The organism is Flavobacterium sp. IMCC34852 (assembly GCF_030643905.1).
In the GTDB taxonomy this organism is placed as follows: domain Bacteria; phylum Bacteroidota; class Bacteroidia; order Flavobacteriales; family Flavobacteriaceae; genus Flavobacterium; species Flavobacterium rivulicola.
On the sequence record NZ_CP121446.1, the window covers coordinates 2,488,589 to 2,506,058 of the forward strand.

16 protein-coding genes are annotated in these 17,470 nt (G+C 29.5%); 12 read left to right on the forward strand and 4 right to left on the reverse strand.

The window, feature by feature from the left end; translation table 11 throughout:
- Positions 1 to 60: 60 nt before the first annotated feature.
- The 9 genes from P7V56_RS10755 to P7V56_RS10795 all read left to right on the forward strand — a co-directional run bounded on the left by P7V56_RS10755 (position 61) and on the right by P7V56_RS10795 (position 8,703).
- Positions 61 to 348: a helix-turn-helix domain-containing protein gene (locus P7V56_RS10755; RefSeq protein ID WP_064715049.1), complete on the forward strand. Its 288-nt coding sequence runs from the start codon at positions 61 to 63 to the stop codon at positions 346 to 348.
- Between the two features lie 64 nt (positions 349 to 412).
- Entirely contained in the window at positions 413 to 1,240 is an 828-nt protein-coding gene (locus tag P7V56_RS10760; protein WP_171221822.1) for a transcriptional regulator, read from the forward strand.
- Complete coding sequence (locus P7V56_RS10765; RefSeq protein WP_171221823.1) at positions 1,170 to 1,835, forward strand: P-loop NTPase family protein; 666 nt, start codon at positions 1,170 to 1,172, stop codon at positions 1,833 to 1,835. Before P7V56_RS10760 ends, P7V56_RS10765 begins: the two co-directional genes overlap by 71 nt.
- 59 nt (positions 1,836 to 1,894) lie before the next feature.
- Positions 1,895 to 2,074: a hypothetical protein gene (locus tag P7V56_RS10770; protein ID WP_171221824.1), complete on the forward strand. Its 180-nt coding sequence runs from the start codon at positions 1,895 to 1,897 to the stop codon at positions 2,072 to 2,074.
- A gap of 182 nt (positions 2,075 to 2,256) precedes the next feature.
- Complete coding sequence (locus P7V56_RS10775) at positions 2,257 to 2,514, forward strand: hypothetical protein (RefSeq protein WP_171221825.1); 258 nt, start codon at positions 2,257 to 2,259, stop codon at positions 2,512 to 2,514.
- A gap of 35 nt (positions 2,515 to 2,549) precedes the next feature.
- Entirely contained in the window at positions 2,550 to 6,212 is a 3,663-nt protein-coding gene (locus P7V56_RS10780; RefSeq protein WP_171221826.1) for an nSTAND3 domain-containing NTPase, read from the forward strand.
- 166 nt (positions 6,213 to 6,378) lie between these two features.
- Entirely contained in the window at positions 6,379 to 6,987 is a 609-nt protein-coding gene (locus P7V56_RS10785; RefSeq protein WP_171221827.1) for a DUF6088 family protein, read from the forward strand.
- 1 nt (position 6,988) lies between these two features.
- A complete protein-coding gene (locus P7V56_RS10790) occupies positions 6,989 to 7,987 on the forward strand; it encodes a nucleotidyl transferase AbiEii/AbiGii toxin family protein (protein WP_171221828.1) in 999 nt (332 codons plus the stop codon).
- Positions 7,988 to 7,989: 2 nt separating this feature from the next.
- Positions 7,990 to 8,703, forward strand: a complete 714-nt coding sequence (locus P7V56_RS10795) for a peptide arginase family protein (RefSeq protein ID WP_171221829.1) — start codon at positions 7,990 to 7,992, stop codon at positions 8,701 to 8,703.
- Between the two features lie 50 nt (positions 8,704 to 8,753).
- Here P7V56_RS10795 and P7V56_RS10800 read toward each other — a convergent pair whose 3' ends face one another.
- From P7V56_RS10800 to mblB, 3 genes are read right to left on the reverse strand one after another with little or no spacing between them, the layout of a single operon-like run.
- Positions 8,754 to 10,058, reverse strand: a complete 1,305-nt coding sequence (locus P7V56_RS10800; protein ID WP_171221830.1) for a patatin-like phospholipase family protein — start codon at positions 10,056 to 10,058, stop codon at positions 8,754 to 8,756.
- On the reverse strand, positions 10,051 to 12,315 hold the full coding sequence (gene cap2-3 / locus P7V56_RS10805; protein ID WP_171221831.1) for an anti-phage 6A-MBL system cap2_3 protein: 2,265 nt from the start codon (positions 12,313 to 12,315) through the stop codon (positions 10,051 to 10,053). Before cap2-3 ends, P7V56_RS10800 begins: the two co-directional genes overlap by 8 nt.
- Positions 12,315 to 13,484 (reverse strand): anti-phage 6A-MBL system MBL-fold protein, encoded by a 1,170-nt coding sequence (gene mblB, locus P7V56_RS10810; RefSeq protein WP_171221832.1) that lies wholly within the window; start codon positions 13,482 to 13,484, stop codon positions 12,315 to 12,317. The genes cap2-3 and mblB overlap by 1 nt, the downstream gene beginning before the upstream one ends.
- Before the next feature lie 1,407 nt (positions 13,485 to 14,891).
- Here mblB and P7V56_RS10815 point away from each other — a divergent pair.
- Genes P7V56_RS10815 through P7V56_RS10825 form a run of 3 tightly spaced genes read left to right on the forward strand, consistent with a single transcriptional unit; the run spans position 14,892 to position 17,014 of the window.
- Entirely contained in the window at positions 14,892 to 15,440 is a 549-nt protein-coding gene (locus P7V56_RS10815; RefSeq protein ID WP_240976606.1) for a DUF6943 family protein, read from the forward strand.
- A 47-nt stretch (positions 15,441 to 15,487) separates the two neighbouring features.
- Positions 15,488 to 15,994, forward strand: coding sequence for a hypothetical protein (locus tag P7V56_RS10820; RefSeq protein WP_171221833.1), 507 nt, complete (start codon positions 15,488 to 15,490; stop codon positions 15,992 to 15,994).
- A 3-nt stretch (positions 15,995 to 15,997) separates the two neighbouring features.
- Positions 15,998 to 17,014: a DUF2971 domain-containing protein gene (locus tag P7V56_RS10825; RefSeq protein ID WP_171221834.1), complete on the forward strand. Its 1,017-nt coding sequence runs from the start codon at positions 15,998 to 16,000 to the stop codon at positions 17,012 to 17,014.
- A 236-nt stretch (positions 17,015 to 17,250) separates the two neighbouring features.
- On the opposite strand, the gene P7V56_RS10830 is transcribed toward P7V56_RS10825, so the two are convergent.
- Positions 17,251 to 17,466, reverse strand: a complete 216-nt coding sequence (locus P7V56_RS10830) for a hypothetical protein (protein WP_026725702.1) — start codon at positions 17,464 to 17,466, stop codon at positions 17,251 to 17,253.
- Positions 17,467 to 17,470: the final 4 nt, after the last annotated feature.

Below are 17,470 nucleotides of genomic sequence, written 5' to 3' on the forward strand. Positions count from 1 at the left end.
TGTGAGTTTTATTTATTCAAAACAAACAAATTTGTACCATAACAATCTAAAACATACGTTATGGCAATCGAAGTTATCACTCGCGAAGACTTAAACGAATTCAGAAGTCTACTTTTGAACGATTTAAAAGAAATCATTCAATCCAAACCTCAACAAACTAAACAATGGCTCAAATCCAATGAAGTCCGCAAACTGTTAAACATCTCTCCTGGTACTTTACAAAATCTCCGCATCAACGGAACACTAACCTATACCAAAATAGGCGGCATAATGTACTACGACAATTCAGATATTGATAAGTTATTAAATGGAAATAAGGTTAATGCTTTACCTACTCTATTCAAGTAAAGTCATTGCGAGGAACAATGCAATCTTTTCTAATCATTTTTCACTAATTACTAATCACTAGTAAATGAATTATATCAAACACCTAACAGGTTTCTTCGAAAAAGTAGCCGTTGATAAAACGCTCAACCCAACACACGTAAGCTTGTACATTGCTTTATTTCAGTTTTGGAACTGCAACCGCTTCAAAAATCCAATAAGCATAAATCGCGATGAGGTGATGAGAATAAGTAAAATTAGTTCCAAAGCAACCTATCACAAATGTCTGAAGAACTTGCATAGTTTGGGTTACATCAATTACGAACCATCATACAATCCATTCAAAGGAAGTCATGTCATTTTATTCAACTTTTCGGAAGATTTAAAACCGTTACCAAAATCCGAAAGAAAACCAAAAAATGAACCACTTATTGAACTTGTTTCTGAACAAGCTTTGAACAAGTCTTGTACTAGTAGTGAAACAGGTACTGAACAAGCAGTAGTACCTTCTATAAACTATATAAACAATACAAACATTTTAAACGATAAAAACGTTTCAAACTTGGAAAAGCTCACAAAAAATTTTGAAGAAATAAATAATTACAATTTAGAAAATGAAAATTCAAAAGAAGAAAAAAGTTCCGCGAAAAAAGAAGAAAAGTTACATCCATTAATCGAAGAAGTTAAAACCTATTTCCAAGAAAATAACTTTCCGGAACAAGAAGCTCAAAAATTCTACAATTACTTCAAAAGTGTCGGTTGGTTAGTCGGAGGTAAAACACCAATGGTCGATTGGCAAGCAGCAGCACAAAATTGGATGATTAACGCACCAAAATTTATTTCAAATGCAGAACAGCCCAACAGAGCAAAACAACTCAACACAACAACCGACAAAGACTATTCAGAGCCATTATAGCTATGATGAGGTTATCATTTGGTTAGAAAACAAAGGAATTGAACTATACGGTAATCATTTCAAAATCATTGAAACCGATTATCCAATTGTATACAAACTAATCGCTTATTTCTTAAAAGACGAACCAACTTGTTTTCAATATGGAATAAACCTCAACAAAGGAATTCTATTAACTGGACCAATCGGATGCGGAAAAACATCATTGATGAACTTAATGAAATACCTAACAGCAACAGAACATAAGTTTTTCGTAAAACCCTGTCGAGACATAAGCTTTGAATTTATCCAGGACGGCTACCAAATAATTCACAAATACAGCATCGGCAAACTATACCAATCCGAACCAAGAACCTATTGCTTTGACGATTTAGGAACAGAAAACAACCTAAAATACTTCGGAAACGAATGCAATGTAATGGCAGAAATTCTATTAAGCAGATATGATCTATTCATTTCAAAAAAACTCCTAACCCACATAACCACAAACCTATCCGCCACAGAAATAGAAAAACATTACGGCAACCGAGTTCGCTCCAGATTAAGAGAGATGGTAAACTTGATAGCTTATGATAAATCAACACCAGACAAGAGATAACAAAGCTTTGCGAACTTCGTGCCTTCTTTGTGCTCTTTGCGGTTAAAAAAAAGAACAACATGAAAACAATAACCAACTTTTGGAACTACTTCCAACAAAACAACTTCGTTTTCTTACTGCTAAACGAAATCTCAAAAGACGAACTAAAAATTCATTTCGATAAATTACTCGACATACTACATCAATACAACAAAGATCTAGACCTCATCATAAAAACAAAACAAACGGTGCAGAATTAATCATCACAGCAAACGGAAATCCCTACCTTTTCAAAGAAGTTGAATTACTAGTTCATCATGCACCACTTGTAGAACGTTGGAAAATAACTGCATTCCTCCAACCCGAAACCAACCTAACCAAATACGAAAACGGTACCGACAAACCACTAGAATATTACGGCATAACTTTACGAATAAGCGAAATGTATTTTATCCCATTAGAAAACCCAAATAAACCAACCGATTTAGGAATAAAAGTGCTACTCAAAAACTACATTGTCCACAAAGACAACCCAAGACTTAGAGAAGCGGTTTACATTCATATCGAACATCTAATTGGTGAAAAATCTTTTGCCAATGATATTGCTTTTATTGAGATTGGACAATTAGAAGGAGACGATGAAAACCAAATTGAATTGTTCAATCTAAAATCTTACATCGATTATTGTAATTCTACATAAGAAATATGATTATTTTTGTAAATTAATGATTTACAATGATAACAGCAATAGAACAAGCACTTCAAAGATGTAATCCAGATAAGTTTGCAAACTTATGCCGACTATATCTTGCGTATAGATTTCCAATAGTTAACGCAACAGGTTTGGTGGTTGGTAAAGAAAAGTCAAAAAAAGGAACTCCTGATAATTTTATTACTGATGGGGATAATTTTATTTTCAACGAGGTTACTACCATCGATAAAAAAGAGTTAATAAAAAAGCTGAAAAATGATATCAAACATTGTTTTGCTCAAAAGGATATCCCCACAGCTAGTATATCAAAGATTATTTTAATCTGCAATCAAGAAATTAATACAATAATTCATAAAGAAATTGCAGATTACAAAAACACATTTAATAATGTTGCAGATCTTGAATTAATTGGCATAGATGCATTTTCCACAATTATTTTTCGAGATTATCCATCAATAGCAAGAGATTTAGGATTGCCTATCGACTCTGGCCAAATATTAGAAATGAGTGATTTCATTACACAATACGAAAAATCAAAATTTGCAACTCCATTATCAAATGCTTTTTACAATCGAAAAGATGATTTAGAAAAGAGTAACAATCTTTTAAAACTTAAAGATTATCTAATTATAACTGGTTCGGCTGGAGTCGGAAAAACCAAATTCTCACTTGAGTTGGCAAGTAACTTTCATAAAGAAAATCCACAATATATAATCAAATATATAAGAAATAATAATCAATTAATTTGGGAGGATTTAAAAGTCCAAATTGTAAAGAACAAAAAATATTTGATTGTTGTAGATGATGCCAATAAATTAAGAAGTAATTTATCTTCAATAGTTAATTTCAAAGATGAGTTTAATGAAGGCTCAATAAAAATTATTTTAACTGTTAGAAATTATCTTAAAAAAGAAGTAGAAAATGAACTAAAAAATTTTGAGGAAATCGAATTGAATAATTTTGATAAAGCAGAATTGTCTAATATTCTTCAATCACCAGAATACAATATTACAAATTACTATGTTGATAGAATTTATTCTATTTCAAAAGGTAATCCACGCATTGCCTTAATGGCAGCAATTGCAGGAATAAATAAAGACATTGAAAAACTTAATAAAGCCTCATTAATTCTTGAAGAATATTTTTCTTCGGTTAATGTTACTATAAAAGATGATTTAGCACTTTTAAAAGTTGCTGGTATCTTGAGTATGTTCAGGTCAATAGATGTGGCTAATCGTCAACAGCTTGATGAAATAAGCAATTATTTTAAGATAGAAAATAATGTTATTATTGAGAAGTTGACTTTATTAGTTGAAAATGAATTAGCTGATGAATTTAAATCAACATACAAAGTAGCAGACCAAATTTTAGGTGAGTATATTTTTTATCTAGTTTTCATCAAAGAAAAGTATATTCCTTTCACTCAATTGTTAGATTTATATTTTGATGAACATAAGATTTCATTAATGCGTTTGCTAAATCCTATTGTCAGTAATTATGGTTTTAACGAAACTAAAGAATTAATAATTCAAGATTTAAACACGAAATGGAATACTCTAAAAAATGACAATGACAAGGCCATTCGTTTTTTGGACAGTTTCTGGTTTTATATGCAAACCGAAGTCTTAGTATTCTCAAACTCACAGATAAACCAACTAAAGCAAATTGAAATCGATTACCTTAAATTTGAGCTATACAAAGACAATCATATAAAATCATACGATGATAAATTAATTAGTCTTTTGGTTAATTTTCATAACATACCTGAAAAGTTTGAATTTGCATTAGATTTATTAATAAAATATGGACTTTCAGATACACTAATTTTCACCAAAGTCTTGAAAGCTTTCAAGCAATCCTTTGTTTATGAAAGATACAGTTACGAGTATGGATATCAAGCACAAATCCAGCTTTTTGATTTTCTATATTCAAAAGTTCCGCAAAACCCAATTCTTTACTCAAAGATTATAATGTTTATTGCAGACCCTTTTTTGGTCGATGCATACCAATACAACCAAGGTGGAGACGGTCGAAGTATTTACTTTGGAAATATGTGTATTATTCTAACTGATGCTCAAAAGGAATTTAGAAGGAAGTTGTTTAATTTCATATTCGATTGTTATAAACAAGAACAGTTAAAAGAACATGTTTTGGCTTTTTTTGAAAGACATCATTATTCTCACGGACGTGAAAGGGAAAAGTGTGTGATTTCATTTGATAAAAATTTAATTGTACCATTTTTTCTAGCTAATTTCAAAGAAGCAACATTTAGAGAGTCGTTGATAATAAAAAACTATCTAAGAACATTACATTTTTCAAAGGTTAGATATAGAAAAGAAGTTAAAAAGCTTATCTATTCCAAGGATTTTAATTTATGGTTAAAATTAGATAGAAAGTTTGAACGTGATGAACCAGTATTAAGTGAATTTATTGATTTCAAATTTGAAGATTATAAAGATTTTTTCGATTCATTAAATCGCATTTCTGAAAATAAAAGTGGGTCATCTTCTTGTATTGAAACTGTTTTAAGCCCGGTATCAGATGTACTTCAAGATTTAGGATGTAGAAATTTTCCATTATTTATAGAAGTTTTAGAATATGCACTTAAATATGATTATTCATTCCGTTTATATTTTGGAAAAATATTATCTCATCAGGATTATAGTGAAGAAAGATTAGATCAACTAAAATCAGTATTTAAACCTGCTAAAAATGGTGAATTCTATTTGATGGAACTTTTTACAAGGGTTCCAAAACAATTCCTTAAAGTTGAGGACTATTATTATCTTGTCGAAGTTATAAGTAAGTCAGATGATAAAAATGTTTGGTTTATAGACCATTTGATAAGAAGAATACCAGACATAGAATTAGATGTTGAATCTGAAATAGATAAATTACTTGATGTTATAATATTTAAAATTCAACATTATGAAAATCTCTACATGCATTGTGAATTTTTCAAAATTATTCATGATAATTATAATTCATTATTCTTAAAATTTTTAAAAAAGATTGAAAAAATCTATCTGTATTTTGATAATCAAAGAAGACACTTTGACTATGATTTAGAAGTTTTAAAAATCATATTGACTTACAATCCAAAATTTATAACTGATTTATTGAAATACAATTATGATCAAAAAGATTATTTATCAATGAGAGATTTTGATAACAATGATTTTGAGCGGTTGTGGGAATTGGATAACTATGAAGTTGTTTTTGACAATATGATTGATTATTTAGTTAGGTTTAAAAGGATTTTTCTTCATCGTGCTTCAGAAATTTCAAAAGCATTTAAAGGTTATAGTCCAAAAGAAATTGACTTCTTAAATAAGAAATTAATAGCAACAAAAGATAATAAAATGATTGAATTAATATTCAACATTGTAACAACTATTTATAGAGATAAAATGCTTGATTTTCTTAAAATAATTTTAGAAAAGGATTGTGATATTGAGCTATTTAAAAGACTTGATTTTTATACATCAGCTGGAGTAACAATGGGAAGTAGATTACCAAATTTACAGTTTGAGTTAACCCAATATGAAAAAGTTTTAAAATTTCTCCATGACCAAAAAGACATTAAATACCTTAATTTTATTGAGATCATTGAAAGAAATATAATGTATGCAAAAGCAAGCATAGAAAGGGAAAGAAGAGAAGAATTTATAAGTGAATGGGATTAAATAAAATTTCATGAATATATCAAGTCTTTTTCTTCTAACAACCACTCTAAAATATCAGATATAAATACTTATATTTTTTAAAACGTCTATTACTTAACAAAAATAATTATATCAAATGTTTTTTGTCCCATTTTTTTACTAAATTTGGGACAAACATAACATCAAAATGAAACCACAATCTATTCACAATCAAATAGAAGAAAAAATAAAATCTTTAAAAAAAGGAAGTATTCTATTTATAGCCGATTTTATAGAGTTCGGTACTGCCGAAAATGTAAAAAAGGTACTATTGCGATTAGAAAAAAAAGAAGTTTTAATTCGTTTAGCACACGGTATTTATCTATATCCCAAAAACGATAAAATCCTTGGAACCCTATACCCTTCAACCGAAGAAATTGCAGTTGCCATAGCAAAAAGAGATAAAGCAAGAATAATTTCTACAGGTGTACAAGCATTGCAACAACTTGGCTTATCAACACAAGTACCTATGAATGTAGTCTATTTGACTGATGGAGCACCAAGAAAAATTAAAGTTGGCAAAAGAACCATCACATTCAAAAAAACCACTCCCAAAAACCTGACCATTAAAGATAAAAAACTCAACATTGTAATCCAAGGATTAAAAGAGTTAGGTAAAGACAATGTAGATGAAAATGCTAAACAAAAAATTAAAAAAGTATTGCACCAAATGTCAATTGAAAGCATAAAAGAAGATAGTGTTGCAGCACCAACATGGATTAGAAATACAATCCTTGAATTAATAAATAAAGACTAATATGAACGAGTGGCTTAAACTATCCGAAAAAAGACGGCTTGAAATACTAAATCAAGTCAATAGTCAAACAGGACTTCCAACCGATGCAATAGAAAAAGATTGGTGGGTAACCATTACGTTAAAAGCAATATTTTCATCAAAATTTGCACAACATTTAGTTTTTAAAGGCGGAACATCACTAAGTAAAGCCTATAACTTAATAGAACGTTTCTCGGAAGATATTGACTTATCAATTGATAGAACTATGTTAGGATTTGAAGGCGAGTTATCAAAAACACAAATAAAAAAACTTCGTAAAGCTTCAGGTCATTTTATAGTTGGAGAATTTAAAGAGGAATTAATTTCAGAACTAGAAAAGCTGGGAGTAAATAAAGATACTTATAATTTAATCTTTGACGATGAAATAGATGATACTAGTGATCCTCATCGCATAGAATTAGAATACAACTCAATAGTTGAACCAGGAGAATACATTCCGCAAAGGGTTATCATTGAATTAGGAGCAAGAGCTTTACTAGAACCAAACGAACAGAAAACAATTCAATCAATTATTGGTCAGATTTATCCGGAACAAGCTTTTACAATTCAACCATTTGAAGTAATTGTAGTAGTGCCAACCAAAACCTTTTTAGAAAAAATAATGTTGTTGCACGAAGAATTTCTAAAGCCAACCGAAAACATAAGACATTACAGAATGTCAAGACATCTTTACGATATAGAAAAATTAATGGACCACGATTATGGAAAAGAAGCAATAAAAAATAAAGAGCTATTCGAAACACTAGTCCAACACCGAAGTAAATATACACCTGTAAGAGGAATTTCTTATGATTTACACACACCACAAACAATAAATTTTATTCCACCAGCAGAAGTAACTGAACTTTGGAAAAAAGACTATCAAGCCATGCAAGAATTTATGATTTATGGTGAAACATTGGAGTTTGAAGAATTGCTAAAAAAATTATTAATACTAAAAGGAGTATTTAACAACTTATAAAAATGTGGATAAAAGAACCTAATTTTCCTTTGGGTGTTTCCCATCATGACACATTAAACTTTGTTTTTAAACATGAAAACATTTATGTAATGGACAACCATTTAGCGGCAAGTTGGTGTTGGATGGATAGTATTGATGTTGAGAAAGTACATAATCTTTTTCATATTGACAGACATTACGATTTATTGCATTTTCCAAATACTGTAAAAACTCAAATAATTGAAGCTGATGTACAATTACATAAGCTATCTTTAGATGAATATATAGCACTAAGACAACCAATGAAAGGAAGTCAAGACGCGGCTTTATTCAGATGGGATAATTATATTGGAAATCTAAATCTAGTTTACCCTAAATTATTTGGAATAAAATACTTTGCTACACATAATGAAGGCACAGTTCCCGAAGGTTTTATTGACCGTGAATATGAAATTAAAGATCTTTCTACTAATGTTGAATATTGGATGAGCCAAATTGAAAACAAATGGATTCTAAATTTAGATATAGATTATTTTTTTGCTACTTCAGAAAATGGAAAATACCAAATGCTTACTGATGAATACATCATAGAACTTTGTAAAAATATTAACGAGGCAAGAAAGCACATAGCTGTTATCACAATTTGCTTAAGTCCTGAATGTTGTGGTGGTTGGGATGCTACAATTAAAAAAGCAAAATTAATATGTAAACATTTAGGTTTTGATTTACCATTATAAATTAAAAAACGGTCTCTAAACTTGCAAAATAATCAATAAAGGTAGTATTTTTATAAAAAAATAGTTGGACAATATAATTTTATTTGAATTTCAGTTAATACTTCACCATGCTTCGATAATAAATCAATTTGATTTTTTTTAAGAGCAGTTAAATTAGTGCTTATTTTACTAATAAAATCTATTTCTTTTTCATTAAGACCATTTTTAATTATATCTTCTAATCCTATTCTATCTTTAATAACTTTTACTATCTCGTTTACGGGAGATTCTAGATCATTTTTATTTAATTGGTGAAATAGTAATACATCTTTGGGAACTAAGTTATTTTTTGCAGCTTTTACAAATTCAACAACACACTGTTCATATTTCCAATCAAGAGAAAAATAGGCTATTTCTCTATCTGAACTGTAAACATCTCTAATAAATTGTAAATTTTTTATTTTTCTCATCATGACATCAATTCCTCTGTATAAAATTGAGAATGTATTTCCTGATTTATATTCTTTTCCGAATGGTTGAGAACCATCACTAGCAATGATTATATCACATGAATAAGATGAATTAAATTGAGATAATTTATGAATTCCTTGGTTGTCATAAAGACCACCATCAATAAGCATTGGTTTTACTCTACTATAATCTTCAATATTTTTAAAATATTTTGAAGGTATAGTAACTGGATTGAAGGGAACTGGAACACTTGTACTACTGGCGACAGCAATTGCTATTGGAAATTCACCGCATTCAAATTTAATGGAATTTCCGCCATCTTTTGGGAACTCGTAACTAGAATCTGATGATTTATTTTTAGAGAATGTCCAAAGTGTTCCTGTTGACAAATTAGTTGCATTAATTGCAATTATTGGATAACTTGGTAAATCAGATAATGTTTTCTCTCCAAAAAAAATAGCTTTATAAGCTTTAATTTTTAAAGAGGTAAATGATATAAATCGAAATTGAAATATTAGTGGTAGTAAAATATATAATCCAACTAAGATTGATATTATCCATGCAGAAAAATTAAAATTAAATGGATCAAAAAATATTATATAACCAAAAAAAATATAAAATATAACAGGAAACAAAAATCTCCAATTAGTAACTATTTTCTTTATACAACTTTTTTGTAAATTTTGTTTAAATGAAGCTTCAAAACTTTCAAAATTATTTCTATTTAAAACATAATATGCTCCAATTATAGAACCACCTGAAATAGTAGATATTACATCAATTTTATCAAGAATTTTTAGAGTATTTAATTTTCTTAAAACTCCTAAATGAAATGCAGCTGCCCGATAACCTCCACCTGACAAAGCTAATCCAAGTCGTTTCTTTGTTATATCATTTTTATTCATAAATAAAAGGCAAAATTTTTGTTTGAGTAATTATTATAGCACAGGTTGGTATTGGTGTTTTCTTATTTATTTCTTTAAGTAGTTCTATAGTGTTTAAATCTGTTCCACTCAAAGTTTCTAAATTCATTGGATGAGTATGCCATTCACCAATATAACCAATAACTTCTCCTGTTTTCAACTTAATTTCATCAATTTGTTTTGGTAATCCAACAATTCCACGAGTAAAAGCAACAGGAGATCCATTGCTATCAATAGGTTGTTCTATTATATCAAAAACATGAACGACTTTAGTTTTATAATTAGCTACACCTACCAGAACTCCACCTGTTTCTTTTCTACCATATTGACTACATAAATTTAATAATCTATTACTTAATCCTGAAAACATTCTAACTGTCCAACCACTATTATTCCCGCATTCATAAATCTCAAAAGGATTAACTTCAAAGTATTCATTGGATATTTTTGGTAAATGATTCTTTTTTCTTGATACACTCAAATAAAGCAAACCATTTTCATCGAACTTTTCTCTAGGATTTGAAGCAAGTATTTGAGAAAAAGTACTGGCATGAAAACTTATTAAATCATCAGGCATAACAGTAGTAATTGAATTACATCCAAGTCCGATATTTAAAGTGTCTGGTTCCCTTAAAGCATCAGCTCTCCGCCAATTTTCTAATTCTGAATTAGTTGTTGCCAAATAGCATGCATAATTGACTAAATCATCCATTCTAGGATTTCGTTCATTTCCTTCTATATAAAGTAGTCCTACCTGTCCATTATCAACTAGTTCACATTTTGCATACAAAGTATTAGATTTTAATTCTTTTTGAATTAAATTTTGCAAAACTAATTGACTAGCCGTTGTGTCAACCAATAAATCATATTTATTAATTATTACGTCATTTAACTCAGAAATAAGATTATTATAAGCTATTAATTTTTCTGTAGTATCTAATTCATAAAATGATTTTATTTCATCTATAATTGCTTCAGCTTTATTTTTACCAATGCTATTTGAAAACAAGTTATGTCTTCCCAAATTATGCTGTTCTAAATTATCATTATCAACTGCACCAATTGAGCTTTTTCCAATTCTGGCATCATGCATAATCATTTTAGAACCCAAAGATCCTGCACCTATGTACAATGTGTTGATTTCTCTTTTTTCATTACTTAAAATTGAAGCCAATTCTGAACTAAAAGGTTCTGAATGAGAAGTCATATATACTTCACAGTCATCATTCAAATTTTTAATTCCTTTTTCTGGAATTATTATTACAAATGTAAAAAACTCAAAATCACCATTGTATCCAATAATTTTCTTTGGCCTTTTGACGGCATGTATAACTGGGATTATTCCTCCAAAATCTAAATTAGTACTTTCTAAACCTAAAATAATTTTATTAATATCTATTCCTTTAAGACTTAGATAGGATTTAAGTTCAAAATAATTTGAAGGTAAGTTTGTTGTATAATTACTTTCTATTGTCATTTCTGAATCCCAAACTAAAATTGAGTATAATGGCAAAACATCACTATTACCTTCTAATGAAAATAGTTTCTGCATTGTTTCTTTTACAAGCTCTTTAATTTTTTCAAGAGCTAAATAAGGTATTGCAGTTATTGACTTAAAAGTATATTTTTTTGATACTTCAGATTTATAAAGACAACTTAAAAACAAAGCCATGGAGGTGTCAGGAATAAATCTTTGATTATTTATGACTACTTCATGAAAAGAATCGTATTTATAAATATGTTTACCACCATAGTTTTTTTCTAATCTGATAGGGTCAAATTCATTATTATCTTTTAGTAATGTTCCTGTTGCAGCTTTATAAAACCATTGAGAACCAATAAATAAAAAATCTGAAATAGTTACTGTTGCAAACCATTGATTTAAATTATCTCTAACTAAACATAATATTGCTGGTTTATCTTCTGGGCTAAAGTATAAATGTGGCAATTTATTCTTTGGAAAATCTTTTCTGTCAGACATAATCCTTGGTGCTACATCAGGATATTTAGCTAAAGAAATTTTTATTAATATAGGTTCTTCTGATAATATAAAATTATCGACAGAACCTCTTGATGGAAGAGATACTTCATATTTTGCTGAAATAACAATATTAAATTTATCCCATTCAAAAACATTTAAAGAACCTTTCTTAAAATAAGATTCTATTTCTTGAATAGCTTTCGCAACTTGAGGTTTAAACTTTCCTTCATATTTTTTTAAAGAATCACTATAGAGCATTATCCTTGAGAAATTATTGTGGAAGCAGCACCACTTCCTCCAGATGATGTTAATGCTCCGCTAGTTGACTGATTAGTTTTTCTTGCAGGCCCATTTGATGTAATATCAAAAATGATTGGTTTTGGCTCTGATTCTTTAGGCTCAATTGCAGTATTTAAAAATTTCTCTTTTGATTCAATCTTTTTTAAATATTCCTTTTTAGCATCATAATGAGGTGGATTATCATCATCATTAATAATCTTTTTACTTGATGCAATTATATAAGCACCTTGTCTAGCATAATCTAAAGCTTCTAATGAAGTAGCTTTAGGCTCTTCTTCACTAGTATCATTAAAAAATGTCCAAGAACAATGATGAGGTGCTTCAAATAAATCCCAATCCAACGCTTTATGTGTAATATCGTTTTTAAATCTTTTTGTTCGCTCCAATATTTGTTCCCAAGTAGTATGATCAGAATCGCCTCCAAACATAGCTAAACAAGAAAAGTCAGTACTCCATGAATATTCTTTAAATCTAGCTTGAAAAACAATACTTGCTGAATTTTTATCTTTCTCTGGTGAATCAAGGTGTATCTTAAAAGGTGCATGAATAAATACTGAAAAGGTAGTTTGTTCAACATGATTAAACTTTGTAACAATTTCTCCAGGCTTGGTTCTCAAATAATCTAATTCAGCATATTTTTTATCTCCATCATATCCAATGATTCTAATACGATTTCCAGGCAAATCTTTATCATCATCTTCTTTTAAATGCAATGCCAATCTTCTTTCAGCTTCTTGTTGATATGCATCTTCATTATCATTAGTATATTGTTCAGCAATCATTGGAGAAAACCACATGGCGTCCATAATAATTAATCCATTTTCTTTATCTTCTTTTGAATACTTTTTCGGGTTACCTTGATAAAAATTATCCTTAAAACCTAAACAATGATCTTGATCACCATGAGTCAAAATAAACACATCAATGTATGGATTTCCATTTCTGTATTGTATTGAGTCTAATAAATCTTTCTTTACATCATAAGCAGATTTATCATTTTCATCTTTTGAGGCGTTTTTAATATTACAATCTACTAGTATAGTTGTTTTATCTTCTAGTGTAATTAAGGACATATCGCCATTTTTTACTGGATAATATTTAATTTGTGGATTATTTGCTACAGCCATGTTTTGTATTTTATTTAATTAATATTTTATTTTTAGCTTCAAAATTTTAATATATTTTTATCAAAATATATAGAATTATTTAACAAGTACTTTCAAATAATGTGCCTTACATTTTTTCTGTCAAAAAAACCATAAAAAAATGTTTCTAATTTACAAACAACTTAAAATCAAGCCATTTTGACAGCAATTGACATGTTTTTATCCAAATTGCCACTCCTTCCCAACGCTCCAAAAAAAATTACTGTCATGGTTTTTGTCCCAACGCTCATCAAGCACTTTGCCTGTTGGCAAGAAAATTATACGTAAATTGAAAAATCCTGCACGCCATCAGCCAAAGAGCTTGCCCAACGCACAAAACAAAAACACGTACGCTTCGCAACTCATGCCAGTAATTTTTTTTCCAAAGCTTCTTTACATAATGTGGCATTATAGGGCATTAAAAGCGTAGTTATTGTTTTTTTTGTTTTTCAATGCCCTATAATAACATTATGTAAAAAAGCCGCTCACCCAACGCGCTTGCCAGTGGCTCCAGGACAACATTTTTTGCAGCTCCCATCGCATCACCCAGCTACAAAAAACACCGTCCTTCGCCACTGTCTTTAACAACGTTCTCCATTTCATAGGAATATTTTCGGTTACCATCGCTTTTATGAACGTTCTCGGTAACTGTTTTTATCAGCTTTGTGTTTAAATAGGAAGTATTTGCATTGCTTTTGTAAGTAATAAAATGGCTTTTAATTTTAGTTAATTTGCCTATGGTAAAAGCCATTTTATTACCCACAAAACCAAAATTCCCAGTAAGAGTATCATTTTTTATTTGCCAGAAACCCCACAGTTATTGCTCCAGCGAAAAAGCTGATGCCATAACGTTTTTTAAGATAATCTGCTGAATACTGAACACTGCGACTGCTAACTGACTTTCAGGCATCCTCAAAAATCAAATCCAAGAAAGAGTATCAAATTCTTTGGCCGGATAAATAGCTTTTATATTTTTTATTTGGTTTATTCATCCATCCAAAGAATTTGATACCCTTTCCGAAGACGACCATCTTTCAAATCAACTCCCAATCCTTCAAATTAAATCCGATTAAACAAGGATATCTGATTGGAAATAGCCAACTAAAAATAAAATTCCGATTTCAATAAAAATGGCTATTCTCAATTTCCGATTAAAAAACAAATAAAAAAGAATTGAAAATTTCAAAAAAAATAAATAAAAAAAGGAAGCAAAGATAAGTTCCAGGTATTCAAAAAAGCAAGTTCAAGCCCTTCGGGTTTCAGAAAAAATCTCCACCCAAAAAGTTTCAAAACACATTTAACTTCTGACTTGACGCTGCCGATTTCAATCACGTATCGGGTAGTATTTTTTCTGAAAAACTTGCTTTTTTGAAACCTTACACTAGACGAATGGCTTTCTTTTTTTTCTTTTTTTCTTTTGAAAAATTTAATGGACGGAGCGTAGCGAGGCACATCTGCATTTATCAGAAACTCAACAGAAAATTAGAAGAAAACCTAATTTTTAAATCCGAAGCCATGATGAATTTTATCGTTAAAACCCACAAGAAGGACACCTTTTACAACAAACCGCATTTTTTCATTTTAAACAAAGGAATGAACAGCGGAAAGCCTCAAAATGAGCCATTCACAAATAGTTTTGTAATCATATTTGATAATGAAACTGATTGCAAAAATATTTTTTGGATTGCTTATAGCTTGTGGAAATCTAAATTTTGGCACCAGCATTTAGTTGGTTCTGTGATTTCGTTTTTGCGCCTTCCTGATTTCAAAAGAGAGTTTTTTCCAAAATCAAAACTCTTGATGGATGAACACGAAGCACATTTGAAGCATGTTGAAGCTTTAAAACTTCTTGAATTAAAAGAAAAACAATTTCACAAAAATATAAACCTTATCAACGATATACGCAGAGTAATTTTATATAGATATGTTAATAAATGACAAAAATGTATTAAGATTTTGTATTTTTGTGAAAATATAAAATAACCATGCAAGAGAGCGTTTTTATCACTTATAATCCGAATTCGGATAATGAAAAAAATATTGCACTAGACCTGTATAAAAAGGGCAAGCAAAATGGATATTTTATATATTTACCTGAACGAAATAATTATTTTTCAAGAATTAGCCAACAAACAAAATTAAATATTGACTCTGCAAATTGGTTTGTAATTTTTTCAACATCTCAACTTTCCGAAACAGTAAAAGATGAGATAGAATATGCTTTTAACTCAAAAAAAGACAGCAATATAATTGTGATCTATTCTAAACATTTTGGAAAAAACATAGATTTCCCAAACAACAAACCTATTGAAATGTTTATTGATGATTATAATTTAAATAGTATTGAGCAATTCAAGAGAGATTTGTTTGAGAAAATCAAGCCTGTTAGGAGCATAAAAGAGAAAGAAGGGGCAAGTGGATTAGAAATACTTTTAGGTGTTGGAGCTGCATTACTTCTATTGGGTGCGTTAACCAGTGATAAAAAGAAGTAGGTCATGGTTGAGTTAAATAATAGAAGAACCGTTTTAGAGGCTTTAAAAATTCCTTTAGAAAAGAAAATATCTTCAATTCTTGAAAACTTCCCTTCATTTAAATCTAAAAAAAATAGTAAAACATTATATCATTATACGGATTTACATAGTCTAAAAGCAATTGTTGAAAATCAATCCTTTTTTTGTAGTAATTCAGCCTACTTAAATGATAAAAAAGAATATTATTACGGGTTAGATCTCTTTAAAAAAGAGTTTGAAAAAATAGCTAATAATCCTAAAAATGATACTTCATTTAATATTGTATCTGCCGTTTTAACAGAGTTAAAAGAAAAAAACATATCAAACCATTTTGCTACTTGTTTTTCGCTTGAAGGAGATTTATTAAGCCAATGGAGAGCATATGCAAATGATGGAAAAGGAATTGCAATAGGTTTAGATAGAAAAAAACTTATTGAAGGTTTTGAAAATATTGCTAGTGGATTTTATATTGAATATGGTTCAAACAATCAATTAGAATTAGTAAATAATTTAATAGAAACAATCACTGAATACTATTTTGAACATTTTGATTTAATTTTTGGATTAAAAAGTGATGAAGATGTTTTTAAAGAAATAGCACAAGAAATAAATGAATTATTGGATAAATATATTGGTCTTTTCAAGCATAGTTCATTTGAAGAAGAAAAGGAATTTAGATTCGAAATGTCAACAGATAAACAATTTAGCACATCCTTAGAATCTATTTCTTACAGAGTTGGAAAAAATAATCTTTTAGTTCCTTATAAAGTTTTAAAAACAGACTATGCTTTTGAAAAAGAAAGAGCAAAGGATGATAAAGCAAGTTTGGAATTATTAGAAAAAAATAAAAAATATAGGGTTAAAAAAATTCCTATTAGTCATATTATTATTGGTCCATCTTTGGACTCAGAATTAAACAAACATTCTATTAAAGATTTCCTCTCAAAAAATGGTTATTCCGATGTTGAAATAATTCCTTCTGAAGTTCCTTATAGGATATAAATGAAAAAAGCCAGGTCTCACGACTTGGCTTTCACTTTGTTTAACCCAAAGGTCACCACAACTAGGGCTAAACTTATTTTTTGTGCTTCTTATTTAGGCTTTTAAGCAATAACGAAATCGTAAAACTGACCACAGCTCCAACAGTTGCTAAGATAACCGTTTTGGCAATATCATCAGAGGAAAGATTAGGTACAATACTTAAAAATGTGCCTCCAGCAGTTCCCATCAACGTGGGATTATTTGCTATCATCAGTTGTAGTAAGCTGACTTGCAGCTGACAAAACTCCTCCAGCTACTGCTACATAACCACCAATGGTAGTTACAATCGCGGGTAAAGCAATTGGAGCAGCTAAAATAGTTCCACCAACGGCTGCTAATGCCAACCCAACAGTTCGAAGCACTTTGAAAAATTTTGGTGTCGGAGCTTTTGCTCTATTAATGATTTTTTTCATAATC

Excerpts from the sequence above, each read along its gene's own strand:
- P7V56_RS10755 (WP_064715049.1), top strand. The coding sequence starts at position 61 with ATGGCAATCGAAGTTATCACTCGCGAAGACTTAAACGAATTCAGAAGT.
- P7V56_RS10790 (WP_171221828.1), top strand. The coding sequence starts at position 6,989 with ATGAACGAGTGGCTTAAACTATCCGAAAAAAGACGGCTTGAAATACTA.
- P7V56_RS10830 (WP_026725702.1), bottom strand. The coding sequence starts at position 17,466 with ATGAAAAAAATCATTAATAGAGCAAAAGCTCCGACACCAAAATTTTTC.
- P7V56_RS10815 (WP_240976606.1), top strand. The coding sequence starts at position 14,892 with ATGGCTTTCTTTTTTTTCTTTTTTTCTTTTGAAAAATTTAATGGACGG.
- cap2-3 (WP_171221831.1), bottom strand. The coding sequence starts at position 12,315 with ATGCTCTATAGTGATTCTTTAAAAAAATATGAAGGAAAGTTTAAACCT.
- P7V56_RS10820 (WP_171221833.1), top strand. The coding sequence starts at position 15,488 with ATGCAAGAGAGCGTTTTTATCACTTATAATCCGAATTCGGATAATGAA.
- P7V56_RS10775 (WP_171221825.1), top strand. The coding sequence starts at position 2,257 with ATGTATTTTATCCCATTAGAAAACCCAAATAAACCAACCGATTTAGGA.
- P7V56_RS10800 (WP_171221830.1), bottom strand. The coding sequence starts at position 10,058 with ATGAATAAAAATGATATAACAAAGAAACGACTTGGATTAGCTTTGTCA.
- P7V56_RS10825 (WP_171221834.1), top strand. The coding sequence starts at position 15,998 with ATGGTTGAGTTAAATAATAGAAGAACCGTTTTAGAGGCTTTAAAAATT.
- P7V56_RS10765 (WP_171221823.1), top strand. The coding sequence starts at position 1,170 with ATGCAGAACAGCCCAACAGAGCAAAACAACTCAACACAACAACCGACA.
- P7V56_RS10760 (WP_171221822.1), top strand. The coding sequence starts at position 413 with ATGAATTATATCAAACACCTAACAGGTTTCTTCGAAAAAGTAGCCGTT.
- mblB (WP_171221832.1), bottom strand. The coding sequence starts at position 13,484 with ATGGCTGTAGCAAATAATCCACAAATTAAATATTATCCAGTAAAAAAT.
- P7V56_RS10780 (WP_171221826.1), top strand. The coding sequence starts at position 2,550 with ATGATAACAGCAATAGAACAAGCACTTCAAAGATGTAATCCAGATAAG.
- P7V56_RS10785 (WP_171221827.1), top strand. The coding sequence starts at position 6,379 with ATGAAACCACAATCTATTCACAATCAAATAGAAGAAAAAATAAAATCT.
- P7V56_RS10770 (WP_171221824.1), top strand. The coding sequence starts at position 1,895 with ATGAAAACAATAACCAACTTTTGGAACTACTTCCAACAAAACAACTTC.
- P7V56_RS10795 (WP_171221829.1), top strand. The coding sequence starts at position 7,990 with ATGTGGATAAAAGAACCTAATTTTCCTTTGGGTGTTTCCCATCATGAC.